At 64.5% G+C, this 15,972-nt stretch carries 15 protein-coding genes; 9 read left to right on the plus strand and 6 right to left on the minus strand.

Translation table 11 applies throughout. The annotated features are described in order from the left end of the window. The first annotated feature begins 50 nt into the window (after positions 1 to 50). Together OOZ51_RS14155 and OOZ51_RS14160 are read left to right on the plus strand one after the other, a co-directional pair. On the plus strand, positions 51 to 2,501 hold the full coding sequence (locus OOZ51_RS14155) for a Tex family protein (RefSeq protein WP_265980339.1): 2,451 nt from the start codon (positions 51 to 53) through the stop codon (positions 2,499 to 2,501). Positions 2,502 to 2,907: 406 nt separating this feature from the next. After that, a complete protein-coding gene (locus OOZ51_RS14160) occupies positions 2,908 to 4,521 on the plus strand; it encodes a S53 family peptidase (RefSeq protein WP_265980341.1) in 1,614 nt (537 codons plus the stop codon). A gap of 106 nt (positions 4,522 to 4,627) precedes the next feature. Here OOZ51_RS14160 and OOZ51_RS14165 read toward each other — a convergent pair whose 3' ends face one another. Beyond that, positions 4,628 to 5,533 carry an MSMEG_6728 family protein gene (locus OOZ51_RS14165; RefSeq protein WP_265980343.1) on the minus strand — a complete coding sequence of 302 codons (906 nt, stop codon included), beginning with the start codon at positions 5,531 to 5,533 and terminating at the stop codon, positions 4,628 to 4,630. 144 nt (positions 5,534 to 5,677) lie between these two features. Between OOZ51_RS14165 and OOZ51_RS14170 the strand changes: the two genes are divergently transcribed. From OOZ51_RS14170 to OOZ51_RS14180, 3 genes are all read left to right on the plus strand, one after another. Then, positions 5,678 to 6,703 (plus strand): adenosine deaminase, encoded by a 1,026-nt coding sequence (locus OOZ51_RS14170; protein WP_265980345.1) that lies wholly within the window; start codon positions 5,678 to 5,680, stop codon positions 6,701 to 6,703. Between the two features lie 175 nt (positions 6,704 to 6,878). Further along, positions 6,879 to 7,703 (plus strand): pullulanase X25 domain-containing protein, encoded by an 825-nt coding sequence (locus OOZ51_RS14175; RefSeq protein WP_265980347.1) that lies wholly within the window; start codon positions 6,879 to 6,881, stop codon positions 7,701 to 7,703. A gap of 115 nt (positions 7,704 to 7,818) precedes the next feature. Beyond that, positions 7,819 to 8,172, plus strand: a complete 354-nt coding sequence (locus OOZ51_RS14180; RefSeq protein ID WP_265980349.1) for a GNAT family N-acetyltransferase — start codon at positions 7,819 to 7,821, stop codon at positions 8,170 to 8,172. Positions 8,173 to 8,203: 31 nt separating this feature from the next. On the opposite strand, the gene OOZ51_RS14185 is transcribed toward OOZ51_RS14180, so the two are convergent. The 3 genes from OOZ51_RS14185 to OOZ51_RS14195 all read right to left on the minus strand — a co-directional run bounded on the left by OOZ51_RS14185 (position 8,204) and on the right by OOZ51_RS14195 (position 11,170). Beyond that, complete coding sequence (locus OOZ51_RS14185) at positions 8,204 to 8,959, minus strand: ArsR/SmtB family transcription factor (RefSeq protein WP_265980415.1); 756 nt, start codon at positions 8,957 to 8,959, stop codon at positions 8,204 to 8,206. A gap of 75 nt (positions 8,960 to 9,034) precedes the next feature. Continuing rightward, the gene (locus tag OOZ51_RS14190; RefSeq protein ID WP_265980351.1) at positions 9,035 to 10,756 is read right to left on the minus strand and encodes an HNH endonuclease signature motif containing protein; all 1,722 of its coding nucleotides are present in this window, start codon (positions 10,754 to 10,756) and stop codon (positions 9,035 to 9,037) included. A 93-nt stretch (positions 10,757 to 10,849) separates the two neighbouring features. Beyond that, entirely contained in the window at positions 10,850 to 11,170 is a 321-nt protein-coding gene (locus OOZ51_RS14195) for a hypothetical protein (RefSeq protein ID WP_265980354.1), read from the minus strand. A 133-nt stretch (positions 11,171 to 11,303) separates the two neighbouring features. On the opposite strand from OOZ51_RS14195, the gene OOZ51_RS14200 reads away from it, so the two are divergent. After that, positions 11,304 to 11,831: an AAA family ATPase gene (locus tag OOZ51_RS14200; RefSeq protein ID WP_265980356.1), complete on the plus strand. Its 528-nt coding sequence runs from the start codon at positions 11,304 to 11,306 to the stop codon at positions 11,829 to 11,831. A 67-nt stretch (positions 11,832 to 11,898) separates the two neighbouring features. Then, entirely contained in the window at positions 11,899 to 12,408 is a 510-nt protein-coding gene (locus OOZ51_RS14205) for a mycothiol transferase (protein WP_265980358.1), read from the plus strand. Here the strand turns inward: OOZ51_RS14205 and OOZ51_RS14210 are convergent. Both OOZ51_RS14210 and OOZ51_RS14215 read right to left on the minus strand, forming a co-directional pair. After that, on the minus strand, positions 12,405 to 12,659 hold the full coding sequence (locus OOZ51_RS14210) for a hypothetical protein (RefSeq protein ID WP_265980359.1): 255 nt from the start codon (positions 12,657 to 12,659) through the stop codon (positions 12,405 to 12,407). The two genes, OOZ51_RS14205 and OOZ51_RS14210, sit on opposite strands and share 4 nt — an antisense overlap. Positions 12,660 to 12,722: 63 nt before the next feature. After that, positions 12,723 to 14,132, minus strand: coding sequence for an MFS transporter (locus OOZ51_RS14215; RefSeq protein WP_265980361.1), 1,410 nt, complete (start codon positions 14,130 to 14,132; stop codon positions 12,723 to 12,725). Between the two features lie 131 nt (positions 14,133 to 14,263). On the opposite strand from OOZ51_RS14215, the gene OOZ51_RS14220 reads away from it, so the two are divergent. Together OOZ51_RS14220 and OOZ51_RS14225 are read left to right on the plus strand one after the other, a co-directional pair. Next, entirely contained in the window at positions 14,264 to 14,812 is a 549-nt protein-coding gene (locus tag OOZ51_RS14220) for a TetR/AcrR family transcriptional regulator (protein ID WP_265980363.1), read from the plus strand. A 237-nt stretch (positions 14,813 to 15,049) separates the two neighbouring features. Continuing rightward, positions 15,050 to 15,967: a glycoside hydrolase family 25 domain-containing protein gene (locus tag OOZ51_RS14225; RefSeq protein ID WP_265980364.1), complete on the plus strand. Its 918-nt coding sequence runs from the start codon at positions 15,050 to 15,052 to the stop codon at positions 15,965 to 15,967. The last annotated feature ends 5 nt before the right edge of the window (positions 15,968 to 15,972 follow it).

Consider the following 15,972-nt stretch of genomic DNA (forward strand, 5'->3'; position numbering starts at 1 on the left):
CTTTAGGTAGGGCAAAGCTTTAGTAGGGCAACGCAGTAGGGCAAAATGTCATGGTGACCCAACTTCCCCAAATCCAGTCAGCAAAGCACCAGTCAGCGGACGCCGCCATCCACGCCCTGATCGCCGAAGAGCTCGGCGTGAAGTCGTGGCAGGTCAAAGCCGCGGTTGAACTGCTCGACGCCGGATCCACTGTTCCGTTTATCGCCCGGTACCGCAAGGAGGTCACCGGGACGCTCGATGATACCCAGCTGCGCGAACTCGAGGAACGGCTCCGGTACCTGCGGGACTTGGAGGACCGCCGTCGTACGGTTCTTGAAGCGATTGCCTCCCAGGGCAAGCTGACACCGGAACTGGAGGCCGCCGTCGTCGGCGCCGATACCAAATCCCGGCTCGAGGACATCTACCTGCCCTTCAAGTCGAAGCGCCGCACGAAAGCGCAGATCGCCCGCGAAGCAGGCCTCGAGCCGCTCGCCGACGCGCTTCTCGCGAATCCGCAGCTCGATCCGGAGCGCGAGGCTGCCAAGTACCTCAACGCTGAGCACTCCATTGACGATGCCGCCGCGGCGCTCGCCGGCGCCCGCTCGATCCTGGTGGAGCGGGTATCGCAGGACCCCGATCTCGCCGAGACGCTGCGGGAGCGGCTGTGGACGCAGGGGCGCATGGTTTCGCGGGTGAAGAAGGGCCAGGAAACCGAGGGGCAGAAGTTCAAGGACTACTTCGAGTTCTCCCAGGTGCCTTCCGGCATGCCCGGCCACCGTGTGCTCGCGCTCTTGCGCGGTGAGAACGACGGCGTCCTCGAGTTGGACCTCGCCGAGGCAGAACCAGCCGACGACGACGCCCTGGCCGCCGCGCGCGGCCGGTACGAGAACGCTGTGGCCAAGTGCCTCGGGGTTGCCGAGCGCGGCCGGCCCGCCGATTCGTGGCTTGTCCAGACCGCCCAGATCGCGTGGCGCTCGCGCATCCTGGACCGCTTGACCAACGACTTGCGTGGCCGCATGTTCGCGCAGGCCGAGGATGAAGCCGTCCGGGTGTTCGCCGCCAACCTCCGCGACGTGCTCCTTGCCGCGCCAGCAGGAAACCGCGCCACGCTGGGCCTGGACCCGGGACTGCGGACGGGCGTGAAGGTGGCGGTTGTCGATGGCACCGGCAAGGTCGTGGCCACCGATACTGTCTATCCGCACGCTCCGGCCAAGAAGTGGGACGAGGCACTGGTGACCCTGGAGCGCTTGGCGCGGCAGCACGCCGTCGAGCTCGTGGCGATCGGCAACGGCACGGCCTCGCGCGAGACGGACAAGCTCGCTGGCCAGCTCATCAAGGCGCTGGCAGCCTCCGGCGGTCCCTCTTTGCAGAAACTCGTGGTGTCCGAGGCAGGTGCCTCCGTCTACTCGGCCTCCGCGCTCGCGGCCGCTGAACTGCCCGGCATGGACGTGTCACTCCGCGGGGCCGTGTCCATCGCGCGGCGTTTGCAGGATCCACTGGCCGAATTGGTGAAGATCGAGCCGAAGTCGATCGGGGTGGGGCAGTACCAGCACGATGTCACGGCCGCGAAGCTGGACCGTTCGCTGGACGCGGTCGTCGAAGACTGTGTGAATGCGGTGGGCGTGGACGTGAACACGGCGTCGCCGGCGCTGCTGGCCCGGGTGGCAGGCGTCGGGCCGCTCCTGAGCGAGAACATTGTGTTGTACCGCAACGAGAATGGCCCGTTCGCCAAGCGTGCCGACCTCAAGAAGGTGCCGCGGCTGGGTGCCAAGGCGTTTGAACAGTGCGCGGGCTTCCTGCGGATCACCGGGGGAGCAGAACCGCTCGACGCGTCTAGCGTCCACCCGGAGGCGTATTCGGTGGCTAGGAAGATCGTGGCCGCTTCCCGTGGAGCTGCGGTGTCTTCGCTTGACCCTCAGGCGTTCGTGGATGGGACGTTCGGCCTGCCCACCGTGCGGGACATCATGTCCGAGCTCGAAAAGCCCGGCCGCGACCCCCGTCCGGCATTCGCCGCAGCGACGTTCTCCGAGGGCATCGAGAAGATCTCGGACCTCAAGCCGGGAATGATCCTGGAAGGCACCGTCACCAACGTGGCGGCGTTCGGGGCGTTTGTGGACATCGGAGTGCACCAAGACGGCTTGGTCCACGTGTCCGCGCTGTCCAACAAGTTCGTGTCCGATCCCCGCGAGATCGTGAAATCCGGTCAGGCGGTGCGCGTGAAGGTCCTGGAGGCGGATCCGGAGCGGAAGCGGATTTCGCTCACCCTAAGGCTCGACGACGAACCCGGCACCGGGGACGGGTCCGGTTCGCGTGGCGGCGGGCGTGACCGCGGCTCGCGTGGGAGCGAGCGCAGTGGCGGCGAGCGAGGCGAGCGTCGCCCGGCGCCGCAGGCCGGACAGGGCTCGAAAGGCGTGCCGGCGAAGACTGCGCCGGCAAAGGCGGCTCCCGCGAAGACTGCTCCCAATCCGCCGGTCAACACGGCGATGGCGGAAGCCCTCCGCCGCGCTGGGCTGGGGAAGTAGCCGCCGGCCTGGATTGCCCGCGACGGGTTGTCAGCGTTCGAACTCGGTCGTATGATTCTCCTGCAATCCGTTTTATCGCCGCAGTGGGGGCTGCCATGATCCCAGCTATATAGAAGGTCTTTGGGGTTTCAGCGGAAGCCAAACGTCTTGGTGTGGGAATCGACAATGTGGTTGTCCTAAACATGGCCGATGCCAACCACTGACACGTAGCAAGTGCTTTCTGTGGGAGGCACGAAAGGCTTCCCGTATTTTTTCTTCAATGGAAGACACCTTTGCCGGTGCACATGGAACGTGCCAAACGTTTACTCGAGGGCTCACAAGCATGGAAACGCGGGATGCCTTCGTCTATGCATCATTGCCGTCACTGTGCACGCGGAGCTTTGGATGTATTTAAACGGAGGTCGAAATGTCGAATTACGACGAGAAAACGAACCCGGATGTAAATGTTCAAGGTCACTCACTCCGTCCGCTGCCGGGCAGCGAACGCGGCCCGGCACTTGGGCTGGCACAGGCTCCGAGGGGGATTGAGCCTGACGAAGTTGTAGAGGTTACCGTCATCCTGCGTCGGCAGGCTGAGATACCGAATGCTGCCCTCGATGCTGCGCCCATGTCGCGGGAGGAGTTCTCGGGACGCTACGGCGCCGCTGCTGCCGACGTCGACCTCGTCACTAGGACCCTTACGGACGCCGGCGCCCGGATCATTGAAACGGACCCCGCCTCGCGTCGGATCCGGGTCTCCGGTTCGGCCGGGGTGCTGAGCGGGATTTTCGGCACCACACTTGAGCGGGTCACCAGCCGGGCACCCAGCGGCAAGCAGGCTACGCACCGCCACCGCACAGGCGGCCTGAGTGTGCCAGCAGTGCTGGACGGCGTCGTCACCGCCGTACTCGGCCTCGATGACAGGCCCCAGTCACGCGCCCAATTCCGGATCGCTCCGGCGGCGGTGGTTACCACCAGTTACACGCCGTTGGAGCTGGGGGACATTTACAAGTTCCCCGCCGACTTTGACGGCAGCGGGCAAACCATTGCGATCATCGAACTTGGCGGTGGCTTCGACCAAGCGGACCTTGACACCTACTTCCAGGACCTCGGCATCACTGGGCCACGTGTCACAGCGGTCGGCGTGGACGGCGCCTCCAACCAGCCCGAGCAAGATCCGCGAGGCGCCGACGGAGAGGTGCTGCTGGATATTGAAGTGGCCGGCGCCCTGGCCCCCGGTGCCGAACTCGTTGTCTATTTTGCCCCCAACACGGATGCCGGCTTCGTTGACGCCATCAGCCAGGCCGCACACGCCTCGCCGACGCCAGCCGCAATCAGCATCAGTTGGGGTCAAAACGAGGATGAATGGACGGCCCAGGCCCGCGATGCCATGGACCAGGCGCTCGTGGATGCCGCCGTCCTCGGCGTGACCGTCACAGCGGCCGCCGGTGACAATGGAAGCACCGACGGGGCCAGCGACGGAAGGGACCATGCGGATTTCCCGGCATCCAGCCCTCACGCACTGGCGTGTGGCGGTACCCGGCTAGAAGCTGACCCGGTCACGGGCACTGTCGATTCGGAGACCGTCTGGAATGACGCGCAAGGTCAACCCGCCACAGGAGGAGGCGTTAGCGATACCTTCGCGGTGCCGCCCTGGCAGGAGAACATCTTGGTAACGGCCTCAGACAAACCAGCGGTCACGCCGAACGGCCGCGCAGTCCCGGACGTTGCCGCCGTTGCTGACCCGCAGACGGGCTACAAGGTTCGGGTCGACGGAACGGACATGGTGATCGGCGGGACCAGCGCGGTGGCGCCGCTGTGGGCGGCGCTGGTGGCGCGCCTGGCGCAGGCAGCAGGCCACGGATTCGGTCTGCTGCAACCTGCCATCTACGACTCCGCAGACGGCAGCACCCCGCCAGGCTTCCGCGACATCACGGAGGGAAACAATGGGACCTTCGAGGCGGCTCCCGGCTGGGACGCCTGCACCGGTCTGGGCGTGCCCGACGGAACCGAACTGCTGAACGCATTGCTGGTCAAATAAGGCTGGAGGCACGGCACTCGTTTAGGCGACAGATAACGACGCCGGCACTCGGGTTCCTTTCGTCAGGAACCCGAGTGCCGGCGTCGTGCGCATCTAAGTCAGCCCGCTAGGGCGCGGGGATCGGGAAGAACGCCCGCGGATCCTGCAACAGGGCCGGGTAGTCGAAGTCCGCGCGGTCGATGATCTTGGTGACCTCGAAGTTGCGGCCAAAGCGGCCGTCTTCCAGGGTGATCGGACGTCCGTGGATCTTGCCCAAGGCGAACTTAGCGCCGCCCTCGATGGGGATGAGGACGGGGGTGTTGCCCGGGAGGGTCCTGAAGGCCTCGTCCTGGCGCTGGCGGTTGCGCGTGGGCTTCTTCACCAGTTGCTTGGGTGCCTTGCGCGCGGTCTTGCCCGGGCGGCGGGATTTCTCGGACTCGTAGACGAACTGGTAGCCGTCGCCGTCGCTGTCGGCTGCCTTGGCCTTGCCTGGGGCGGGCATCCCCACCTTGTCTATCTTCTCGGGTTCGACCTCGGCCAAGGGGGCGCGAAGGACCCAGATGAAATCATCGTAGGGGTCTTCGGGAATGAACTCGTGGCTGGGCTCGGGCCAGAGGTACTCCAGGTCCTTCGGGGTGTCGGGGAAGAGCTCGGCGTAGAAGCGGGGTTCTTTCTGGAGCAGCTTGGAGCGGTGGCTCAGGTGCAAATCGGCGTCGCCAAGCCACGGCGGCATCGGAATCTTGGAGGCGTAGTCCGGGTGGGCCGCCTGGGGTGCGAACTCGGTGATGCTGGCGCGGGTGTTGTCCGGATTGCCGCGGGCAACCCATTCGTCCACCACGGCCAAGCCGTAGAGGGTAAGCGCGGGGACATAGCCCATCCACATGCGGATAGCGGGGTGCGAGGGCCGGCCGAACTCGGGGATCACCAGTGCGCGGAGGATCTGCAGTGCTTCGACACGCTGCTTGCCCAGCCTGGCGGTGTCCAAGACGGCAGCACTTTGCTTGAAATCGGGGAACGGGAGGAAGGTCTGCATCCTTTCAGTTTGGGGGCCGGAGGGCGCAGATCCAAGTTGACGCGGTGTGGTCTTCACCTCGGATGGCTTGCCGGGGTTGCCGTTGTGATGTTCGTGGTTGCTTTGCGACGGGGATCGCTCAGTATTTCGTCCTACTCTTGTCGGGTGGAAACTTTTGGCGAATCGACGACGACGGCGGCACCCCCGGTTGCCGAACTGCACCTGCACATCGAGGGGACACTTCAGCCCGAGCTGATTTTCGCTCTCGCGGAGCGTAACGGGATTGCGCTTCCGTACGCGGATTTGGACGAGCTGCGTGCGCGGTATGAGTTCACGGATCTGCAGTCATTCCTGGATTTGTACTATGCCAACATGGCCGTACTGCGGACGGAACAGGATTTCGCGGACCTGACCAGGGCTTACTTGGCCCGTGCCGCAGCCGGTGGAGTGCGGCACGTCGAGATCATGATGGATCCGCAGGCCCACCTCTCGCGCGGGGTGGCCCTGGAGACATGTGTGAACGGTGTGGCGTCTGCGCTCGCGACGTCGGTGGAGGACTTCGGCGTCTCGACGCTCCTGATTGCCGCCTTCCTGAGGGACATGTCCGAGGAATCTGCGCTGGAGGTCCTTGAACAGCTTCTTGCCATGAAGGCGCCGATTGCCGGCATCGGCTTGGACTCGGCCGAGGTGGGCAATCCGCCGTCGAAGTTCGAGCGACTGTACAGCCGCGCGGCGGAGGCCGGGCTGCGCCGGATCGCCCACGCCGGCGAGGAAGGTCCTTCTTCGTATGTGTACGAGGCGCTCGATCTGCTTGGCGCCGAGAGGATCGATCACGGCATCCGTTGCATGGAGGATCCGGCCCTCGTGGAGAGGTTGGTGGCTGAGCAGATTCCGTTGACCGTGTGTCCGCTGTCAAATGTGCGGCTTCGTGCAGTGGACACCCTGGCAGATCACCCTTTGCCTGCGATGCTGGCCTCCGGGCTGAACGTCAGCGTGAACTCGGACGATCCCGCATACTTTGGTGGCTACGTGGACGACAACTTCGCGCAACTTGTCGCTGTGCACGGGTTGTCTGTTGCGGACCGGGCACGCCTGGCCGCGAACTCGGTCCGTTCATCGTTCGCGGACGAGGCCCGGAAGGCTGAACTGTTGGCCGACGTCTCGGCGTGGGAGAAGGCCTCCAAAGAGTAGGGGAGAGGGTACCCCAACCGTTAGCTACTGACCGGTACCCGAGACCCCTCCGTCACTTGTTGCTGTTTGGGCGTAATAGTGGGTCACGACACACGGTGTTTACCAAGAATAGTCGCCAGAATTTACAGAACATTGGCAGACTGCTGAAGGAATGTCCGCCGTTGAAGGAGACCCAGTGGCTAAGTCCACCGTCGAAAAAAGCAGTGTCCGTCTCAAGACCGTCCTAGACGTCTTGGCAGAGGGAACGTGGTCCGAGCAGTCGTTGAATGCCGGCGAGATCCTGGCTGAGGCGATTGTGCGCGTCCCGCTGGATACGCACGAGAGTGAACTGCTCAGCGGAGGAATTCCGCGCGGCCACAAGAACCTGACCACTGAGACCGCGAAGCTGGTCAAGGCCGGCTGGCTGGTCAAGGGCCGTTCGGGCTGGACCATCACCGACAACGGCCTTCGTGCCACGGTCGCTTTCGCCAAGCCGGACGAGTTCGCCACGGCACTCGTTGAGGGAATCCCCGTGCCGGCAGGTACCCCGCTCCCGACAGCCCCCGTCAAGAAGGCTGCTGCCAAGAAGCCGGCCGCCAAGAAGGCGCCCGCCGCTGAAAAGGCACCTGCCGCCAAAGCTGCCGCGACGAAGACCCCGGCCGCAAAAGCAGCGCCCAAGAAAGCTGCCGCACCCAAAGCGCCTGCCGCCGTCGAAAAGCTTGAGCAGCCGTCCGCCGTCGCGATCGCAGGTGACTTCAACACGATCCTGGGCGCTCCGGAAGATTGGGCTCCGCAGTACGACGAGGTGCAGATGAAGTTCAATGGCCGCCGCAAGGTCTGGACCCTCGCCGCAACGCTGCCTGCCGGTTTCTACACGTACAAGATCGCGCTGAACCGCTCGTGGGACGAGAACTACGGTGCGTTCGGTGTGCGTGATGGCGCCAACCACGAGCTAAACCACGACGGAGGCAAGGTCACCTTCACGTACGACCACGCCACGCGGGACATCGTCACGGCTTAGCCGTTCATCCAGGTTTTCTCCAAGTCCACATTTGGACTTGGAGAAAACCTGGGAACAAAGCGCCCCGGCTCCGAGGTTAGGGTATGTCAACTGAACCTAAGCCGAGGAGCTAGCGATGACCGATGCCACCTTCCGCCACAACATTGACCGCGAGCGGTTTGAAGTGCTCGCTGATGGCCACGTGATCGGTAAGGCCGCGTACAAAGCGTACGACGACGGCGGGTCGCCGCAACGGATTTTCTACCACACCGTGATCAACGAGGAGTACGGCGGACAAGGGCTTGCGGGCAGGCTCGCCGAAGTGGCCCTGAATGAGACAGTGAGCGAGGGGCTCCGGATCGTGCCGGTGTGCCCTTTCATTCAGAAGTTTCTCACCAAGCACCCGGAATACGCGGCGAACGCGACTGTCCCGACACCGGCGCACTTGCAGTACCTCAACGCGGCCCTCGCTCCGGCCGCCCGAGCCTGAAAGCGGCGGGTCGCGCCGCCGTCGTCCGCTTTTAGGCGTACATCAGCGAGCCCGGCGTGGTGAGAACTTCGCCGGTTTCCAGCCAGGTCTTCAGGCCGGAGAGGATCATCGGCCAACCGCCGTAGATCTGGTCGTTGCCGCCTTCGCGCAGCTCGCTATGAGTCACGGTCAGGTGGCAGGAATCGCCCACCGGTTCGATCTCCCAGGTGACGCGCGAGGTGCCCTCGGCTTTGACGTCCTCGCCCCAGAGTGCGCGCATGGTCTGGACGAGCCGGCGCGGTGGATCGACCTCCACGTTTTCGCCTTCGCCCAGGACCATTCCGTTGGCCTTGGGGTTGTGCATCTCGTAGTGGCCGCCAGGTGTCCAGTCCGCGGTGTGGGTGTTGCCGAACTGGTATTTGCTGCGGATGTCGCTGTCCGTGATGGCTTCCCAAAGCCGTTCCGGAGTGGTCTTGATGTAGATTTCGAAGATCTTTTCCACGGGACTTTCCAATCTGGTTTTGAGGTCGCTCAACGCAGCGGCCCATGGTTCTGCATATTTGCTCACCCAGCGGTCGTGGACGAGCCTGATGGGTACCGGATTCAGGTAGTGGAGCTTTTCGCGACCACGACGGCGGGTCACAACCAGCCCGGCCTCCTCAAGGATCTTGAGGTGCTTCATGATCCCGAAGCGGGTCATATCGAACCGTCCTTCAAGCGCGCTCAGCGTCTGCCCGTCCTCGCGGAAGAGCTCATCGAGCAGGTCCCTGCGGGTGGGGTCGGAGAGTGCCTTGAAGACGGCGTCCATGGATTTAGGATAGGTGACCATTTGGTCACATGTCAATGGTTCCAGGCTCAACTCGGCTGCTTCATGTCCGGCAGTTTATGTCCGGGTGGGTCTGAAGTAGTGGTTGCGTCGGGGTGTTTGGCGGGGATCGATGTGGGGTGGGGGTTTGAACCATGCCACGCCGGAGTCCATGGTGATGGTCCATTGTTCTTTGTGGATGACGTGGTGGTGGTGGCTGCAGGCCAGGATGCCGTTGTCGGTTCCGGTGGTGCCGCCGTGGGACCAGTAGGTGATGTGGTGGGCTTCGCACCAGGGTGCGGGGATGGTGCAGTCGGGGAAGGCGCAGCCTTGGTCGCGGGCGGTGATGGCTTTGCGGATGTGGGGCGGGAACACCCTGGTGGTGCGGCCGATGTCCAGGACGCGGCTGTCGCTGCCGAGCAGGACGGGGATGATGTCCGCGTCGCAGGCGATCTTGCGGATGACCGAGGGGTGGATCGGGCCCTGGAATGTGGACGCGCCGGTGCTCAGGCGAGGATTTGCGGTGGTGGTTTGGTGTTCGACGCGCTCGAGCAGCTCGCGGTGGTCGATGGTGACCATCACCTGCGGCCGGAGACCGCCGTTCGACGGCAGCTCGCCGGTGGACAGGGCCACCGCGCAGGCCCCGACGAGCCCGTCAAGCAGTTTCTGCGCCCGGGAGCGGCGATCCAGCGGCGGGGGAGCAGTGCCGTCGTGCTCCGGGAACCCTGCGGTGCCGCCGGTGGTGTTCTTGCCGGTGGTGCCGCCTGGATCCGTATCCTGTGCTTCGTCGGTGTCGTGGCGCAGGCGCGGGTTGGTGGCGGTGTTCATGACGGTGGCGAGGGTTTCAAATTGTTCCGCGGTGGCGAAGATTTCCAGGTAATGCAGGCCGCGGCGGGGTTTGCGGATGAACGCGCCTTGGCGGTGTCGGAGTTCTTCCTCGCTGGGTTCGGATCCGTCCTGGTCGATGGCATCAACCCAGCGCTTGGCCATCCGGGACACGAAATCGGGATCGCTCTGCACCGCGGTGTTGGTCAGTGCTTGCTCCATCTGCAGGGCGGTTTCGGTATCGGCGATGTGTCGTACCTGATCCAGGGCCACGCTGATCACGGTGGCTGAACGGGAGGGCACGGTTGCCGAGGAGAGGGCCGCGGCGAGGACCTGGTGCCGTGCGGGTATTTCCTGCCCGGCGATCCCTGCCTGCGGGAGCACGACGGAGGCCAGTGCGAGCCGGCGCCGGGCCTCGCCGATGCCGATCCGCAGCCTGGCGCGCAGGAATTCGGCCGCGTTGCGGTAACCGTCGTCGACCGTGGCGGCTGCTCCGGTGAGGCTGGCGGCAGAAGCCGGCACCGGGACGTCCGGGATTGCCGTGTCTGCTGCGGCGGCCGTGGACTCGGTCCAGCCGGTCCTCCACCCCGACGCCGGGGATGGCTGCCGTGCCGCCTGGGCTTCGCGCCGGGTCCGCTCCACGGCCCCGGCCGCGACGATCTGCAAAAACTCCACCGTCCGCGAGATCTCCTCGACCCTGCCGGCGAACTCAGCGGCCTCAGCGAAACCGAACAACCGGGAGTCGGAGAGCGCGGTTGAGCGCAGCGCATCCATCGCCGCCACTGCCTGATCAAGGTCATTTGCGGGCGACGGCACGGATTCAGGCCTGGTACCGGGGCGGACCTCCAGCCGGTTGATGTCGGCATGCCGGGAGGAAGCAGCAGGCTTCAGGCGGCGGGAAAGACGTCCCAAGGGCGCAACTCCGACGTCAGCCGGGGCTGCCCGACGTGCCACGAGTTGACCGATGCCTTCCATGAATAAACCCTGTCACGGGGGTCTGACATTTAAGGCCCCCGCGCTTCCAATCGGCGTCGCGAAGAGCGAAACAAGGAAAACCGGTCTCAAATATTAGGTGTTGAGTTCCCAATGAACCCGGATCGCCTCGGCGATCGGGCCGGTGATGTCGATCTGGAAGGCTACGGGGGCGGTCCCTGTTTCTTCAATAACGGTGTCGTGGTAAGCGCGGCCGCATGACGGACACAACGTGTAGAGGTCCTCATCGTCGGGCCACGGAGCCAGCCCGGCGGGGACCGGCTCGTTTGCTCCGCTGTACACCGGGACGCCTTGTGAGTTGGCCTGAATCAATCCCTCTTTGCTGACGGTGTTTCCGCAGAGGCAAGTGATCGTCGTGACATCGTGACCGATGACATCAGCGAATTCAATGTCCATTTGAGCTCCCCGGAGTCGGAAGAGACGTTCTGCTTGTAGCTTATGCCTGCGGATCGCCTCCCGTCGCTGCCATTTTGGCCACCTTGAATACGGGGACGGTGGGTGAGTCCGGCCTTCCGCCTAGACTCCTTGGATGGCTATGGATCTTGAGAGTGTATTCCTCAACGGCACGGTTGGTGCCGGCAAGACGACCACGGGAGAAGCCCTGCACTGGCTCCTCGCCGACGACGGAATCAGCAACGCAGTGATCGACCTCGATGAGTTGCGGCGGAGCTGGCCTGCGCCTTCAACGGACCGGTTCAACCACGAGCTTGAGCTCAGGAACCTTCAAGCTGTCGCGGGAAACTATCGTGACGTCGGCGTACGGAGATTCATTCTGGCAGGAGTGCTTGAGCAATCCACTGAGGTGGACCGCTACCGTGCAGCCCTCGGTGGAGGGAAACTCACGGTGATCCGGCTGGAGGCATCGATGGAGACTATCCACGAGCGGCTCAGGAACCGACACGAAGCGAAGAGCCCGGAGCTGGCCTGGCACCTGCACCGGAGCGTGGAGCTCGATGAAATCCTGACCGGCACTCGACTCGAAACACATGTGGTGGCTACGGGACCACGAAGCCCAAACCAGGTTGCCCAGGCAGTTCGGGCTCTGATTGGGTGGTAGGAGTAGTCAAGCCCGGCGGGCCCATGAAGCCATGGAGCCCACCGACAACGCACAGTGAAAGGATGCGATGAAATCCAACGAACTGCTGCTGGATGCCTTCGGCCGGATCCGTGACATCGTTGCTGCCACTCTCGAGGAGGTCGACGGCGAGTCTTTGGTCCGTCGGCCCGCCAGCACCGGAAACTCGATTGCGTGGTTGATCTGGCACCTCAGCAGGGTGGAGGACGTCCAAGTCGCTGCCGCGGCCGGCCTGGAACAGGTCTGGACCTCGCAGGGGTTTGCTGGTCGCTTCAACCTGCCGTTGCCTGAACGCGACACCGGCTACGGCCATTCGAGCGATAAAGTCGACGCGGTTCAGGCCCCGCCGGAGCTGTTGCTCGAATATTACGACGCCGTTCATCGGCAGACGCTAGCGTTCCTGAAAACTCTCGGCGACGACGACCTTGATCGCATCGTCGACACCCGCTGGGACCCGCCCGTCACTCTTGGCGTGCGGCTGGTCAGCACGATCGCCGATTGCCTTCAGCACGCGGGGCAGGCGGCGTACGCCAAGGGACTGAAGTCCCCGGACGGTTAGGGCCGGTCGGGTTCCTCGCCGTTCGCGGGCGCCTCGCCGTTCGCTACCGCCTCGATCCAGTCGACCGCCTCGTCCGGGAAATAAAACCCCGGGGGCTCGTTCTGACCAGTCCACCATGCGTCGGAAGTGGCCGGCCCGCCAGCCTGGGTAATCTCCGTCACCACTTCCTGGGGTACCGTGTCGCCATTGTTCTCAATCAGCCATTTCTGGGTGGACGGCTTCAGCCTCGGCCACCAGTGCTCGATACTCATGGCCGAAGTCTGCCATGTCCGGCGTCTGGTGAGGAAGGGCGTCCGCCGCGGAAGGCGCGCCTCTCAGGCCACCTTCCGGGCTTTGAAGACCAGCCCGACGACGGCGGCCAGCGCGAGCGCGGAGAGGACGGTCGCGGACCAGAACCCGGCGCGCCCGCCGGTCAGGAAGTCGCCCGGGATGGCGAAGGCCGCGTAGGTCGAAGCCACGATGGCCAGGCCGACGGCACCGCCAAGCTGCTGCATTGTCTGGAAAAGCCCGGAGGCTGATCCTGCGTGCTCGGGTTCGACGTTGCGGAGCGCGAGCGTCGTGAGAGGCATGAACGTCAGGCCGGCAGAGATTCCGGTACCCAGAAGGGCAAGCAAGACAAGAGCGAAGGGGGTGTCCGCGTTTAGCTGCGTGAGGGGCAGGAAGGCTACGACGCGAAGTGCGGCGCCAAGGATGACCAGTCGGACCGCACCTAATCGCTCGAGCAGTCGCGGAACGATCCGTGACATCGCGAAGATGCTCAGTGGCATCGGCAGGAACGCCAGTCCGGTCACCATGGGCGAGAGGTGCAGATCGTCTTCGAGGTACTGGACCATGAGGAAGAACATCGCCAGCATCCCGCCATAGGTGGCCGCCATCGCCGCCAGTGCCGCAACTCGGCTCGGGCTGCGTAGCAGTTGCGGGCGGAGCAAGGGGTGGGCCACTCTCCGTTCGGTGACGGCAAGCACTGCGATCAGCGCCGCGCCGACAACGAGGCCGCCGATGGTCCGCGGGCTGGACCATCCGACGTCGCCCGCTTGAATGAGGGCCCACACAATGGCGACGGCGCCGCCGGTGGCCGTCACCGCTCCGAGGATGTCGAAACGGCCGGGCCTCCGGGGAGTTTCGGCGACCAGGCGCGGCACCGCAATGAGGACCACGACGCCGATCGGCACGTTGATGAAGAGGGTCCACCGCCAGCTGGTGGTGTCGGTGAGCAAGCCGCCGAGGATGAGTCCGAGTGCGCCACCCATCGAGGCAATCGCGGAAAACAATGCGAGCGCTCGGTTCCGCGCGCCGTCGTCCTTTGCGCTTGTGGTGATGAGTGCGAGCACGCTCGGGGCGGCGAACGCGGCACCGAGGCCTTGCAGTGCGCGTGCTAGGACGAGGAGGAATGGCGAGGTGGCCAGGCCGCCGAGCAGTGAGAAGAGCGTGAAGGCTGCGACGCCCACCAGGAAGGTGCGACGACGGCCGAAGACGTCTCCGATCCGTCCGCCGAGCAACAAGAGGCCGCCAAAGGCGACGGCGTAGCCGTTCAAGACCCAGCTGAGCTCGGCTCGGTTGAAGTGGAGATCGGTGGCGATGTGGGGGAGCGCGACGTTCACGACTGTCGCGTCGAGGACAAGCATGAGTTGGGCCAGCATGACCAGCCAGAGGCCAATGCTGCCGGTGCGGCGGCCGGATCTTGCGATCCCGGCGGGTGCGCGTGTGGCGATTGTGGGTGTCATGGGAGGTGTCCTGTTCTAGCCGAGGGGGGCTGACGTACACTAAGAGGAGAGATGCTCCGTTTAGAACTATACGGAGACACTCTCCGTTTTGCAACAGTTTTGTTTGGATGTATTTGGAAGGGTTGGTTTCCGTGCGCGCTGACGCTCAACGTAACCGCGATCGAATCGTGGAGGTCGCGCGTGCCCTCTTCCGTGTCAAAGGCTTCGAATCGGTTTCGATGGACGAGATCGCCAAGGCGGCCGAGGTTGGCCCCGGCACGCTTTACCGCCACTTTCCGACCAAAGAGTCGCTGTACGACGCGGTGCTGGAGGCTTGGGCGGAGAAAGTCAACGAGGCCGTCGAGCGAGCGCTCGCCCTCGACGCCCCGGCGCGCGAGCAGTTGGTGACCTGGTTGACCGACTATGCGGCCATGCTGACAGAACACAAGGGTGCGGCCGCGCGGATCACTGCTGCGCTGGGCGATTCCGGGTCCCCGTTTGCAGCGAAGTGCCAGACCTACCTCGGCGCCAATCAGCGCGTGATCGAGGCGTTGGACTCGGCCCTTCGCCCGGGAGTCGAGGCAATGCAAATCAGTCGGCTCGTGGGCGGCGTGGCCGCCGTCGTAGACAACAGCGAGCTTCCCGCCGACGCAGCAGCATCGATGCTCGCGATCGTCGCGGACGGACTGCTCGCCTCCTGACGCGCAGGCCCCAGCGCGGCGCTGAGTACCCCGGCGGCTGACCTGTACTCCAAGTGCAAAGCACCACTTACTCGCAATCTCGTTAACTAAGTCCAGTAGGGATCACTCACGGCTGCCCGGAAACGGCTCCGTAGCATCCAAAGTGAGCCGAAAACGAGGCTCACTGCCATTGTTTCGGGAAACAATGTGCGGCAGTACCAACCCGTCTGGGTCCTGACCCTGCCGAGGATGCACATCATGAAAACTGCAAAACTCATGGCCCTCACTTGCCTCCTTCTTGCAGGGGTAGCCACCCCGTTCTCCGCCGCGAACGCTGCACCGATGGAGGCTTCGGGCGTCGTATTGGGCAGCGACATATCCTGGCCCCAATGTGGGGGCGGAGTTCCTGCGGGCCAGGCGTTCGGGATTGTCGGAGTGAACGGCGGACGGCCCGGCACCGCGAATCCCTGTTTCGCCGAGCTGCTGGGCTGGGCCAGCAGCTCGGCGGGCGGCACGAGCCAACCCGCAGCCGCGGTGTATGTGAATACCGCCAATCCTGGACCGTTCGGAGCCGAGTGGTGGCCGGCATCCGATGCGGAGGTGGGCCTGGGCGGTCCCAACCCGTATGGGAGCTGCGACGGGACAGCTTCGGCGGCGTGTTCCTACCTCTACGGTTACGGCATGGCCTTCGACGACGTTATCCGGCACGGGGTACCCGACCCCGCCAAGCGCATGTGGTGGCTGGACGTGGAGACCGGGAATGCATGGTCTTGGGACACCGTGGCCAACGCCGCCGTCCTCGAGGGCATGACGGGATTTCTGCAAACCTTCGGCGCCCAGGTTGGCATCTATTCCACCTCCTACCAGTTCGGGCTCATCGCCGGCCGGCCTGGTCCGGGCAGCAGGCTGAACGGGCTGAAGAGCTGGCTTGCCGGAGCAACGTCACCGGAGTCCGCAGTGGAACTCTGCTCGGCCCCTCCGTTGACTGCCGGCGGAGTCGTTTCGCTCACCCAATTCACCACAGACTTCGACTACAACTACTCGTGCATTCCGCCCGCACCGCCCCCGCCCCCTCCACCCGCGCCGGTAGTGGCCCCGCCGAAGCCGCCAACCCCAACGCTGACTACAGACGCCAATGGGAAGCGGAAGCCGGTGGAAGCTGTAGCGCAGGGCTGAGGCCC

Source organism: Arthrobacter rhizophilus (genome assembly GCF_026241105.1).
Taxonomy (GTDB): domain Bacteria; phylum Actinomycetota; class Actinomycetes; order Actinomycetales; family Micrococcaceae; genus Arthrobacter.

What these genes read in the sequence shown, in the direction of transcription:
- OOZ51_RS14155 (WP_265980339.1), top strand. Translation starts at nt 51, where the DNA reads ATGGTGACCCAACTTCCCCAAATCCAGTCAGCAAAGCACCAGTCAGCG.
- OOZ51_RS14180 (WP_265980349.1), top strand. Translation starts at nt 7,819, where the DNA reads ATGACCGATGCCACCTTCCGCCACAACATTGACCGCGAGCGGTTTGAA.
- OOZ51_RS14160 (WP_265980341.1), top strand. Translation starts at nt 2,908, where the DNA reads ATGTCGAATTACGACGAGAAAACGAACCCGGATGTAAATGTTCAAGGT.
- OOZ51_RS14225 (WP_265980364.1), top strand. Translation starts at nt 15,050, where the DNA reads ATGAAAACTGCAAAACTCATGGCCCTCACTTGCCTCCTTCTTGCAGGG.
- OOZ51_RS14210 (WP_265980359.1), bottom strand. Translation starts at nt 12,659, where the DNA reads ATGAGTATCGAGCACTGGTGGCCGAGGCTGAAGCCGTCCACCCAGAAA.
- OOZ51_RS14200 (WP_265980356.1), top strand. Translation starts at nt 11,304, where the DNA reads ATGGCTATGGATCTTGAGAGTGTATTCCTCAACGGCACGGTTGGTGCC.
- OOZ51_RS14185 (WP_265980415.1), bottom strand. Translation starts at nt 8,959, where the DNA reads ATGGACGCCGTCTTCAAGGCACTCTCCGACCCCACCCGCAGGGACCTG.
- OOZ51_RS14165 (WP_265980343.1), bottom strand. Translation starts at nt 5,533, where the DNA reads ATGCAGACCTTCCTCCCGTTCCCCGATTTCAAGCAAAGTGCTGCCGTC.
- OOZ51_RS14190 (WP_265980351.1), bottom strand. Translation starts at nt 10,756, where the DNA reads ATGGAAGGCATCGGTCAACTCGTGGCACGTCGGGCAGCCCCGGCTGAC.
- OOZ51_RS14205 (WP_265980358.1), top strand. Translation starts at nt 11,899, where the DNA reads ATGAAATCCAACGAACTGCTGCTGGATGCCTTCGGCCGGATCCGTGAC.
- OOZ51_RS14215 (WP_265980361.1), bottom strand. Translation starts at nt 14,132, where the DNA reads ATGACACCCACAATCGCCACACGCGCACCCGCCGGGATCGCAAGATCC.
- OOZ51_RS14195 (WP_265980354.1), bottom strand. Translation starts at nt 11,170, where the DNA reads ATGGACATTGAATTCGCTGATGTCATCGGTCACGATGTCACGACGATC.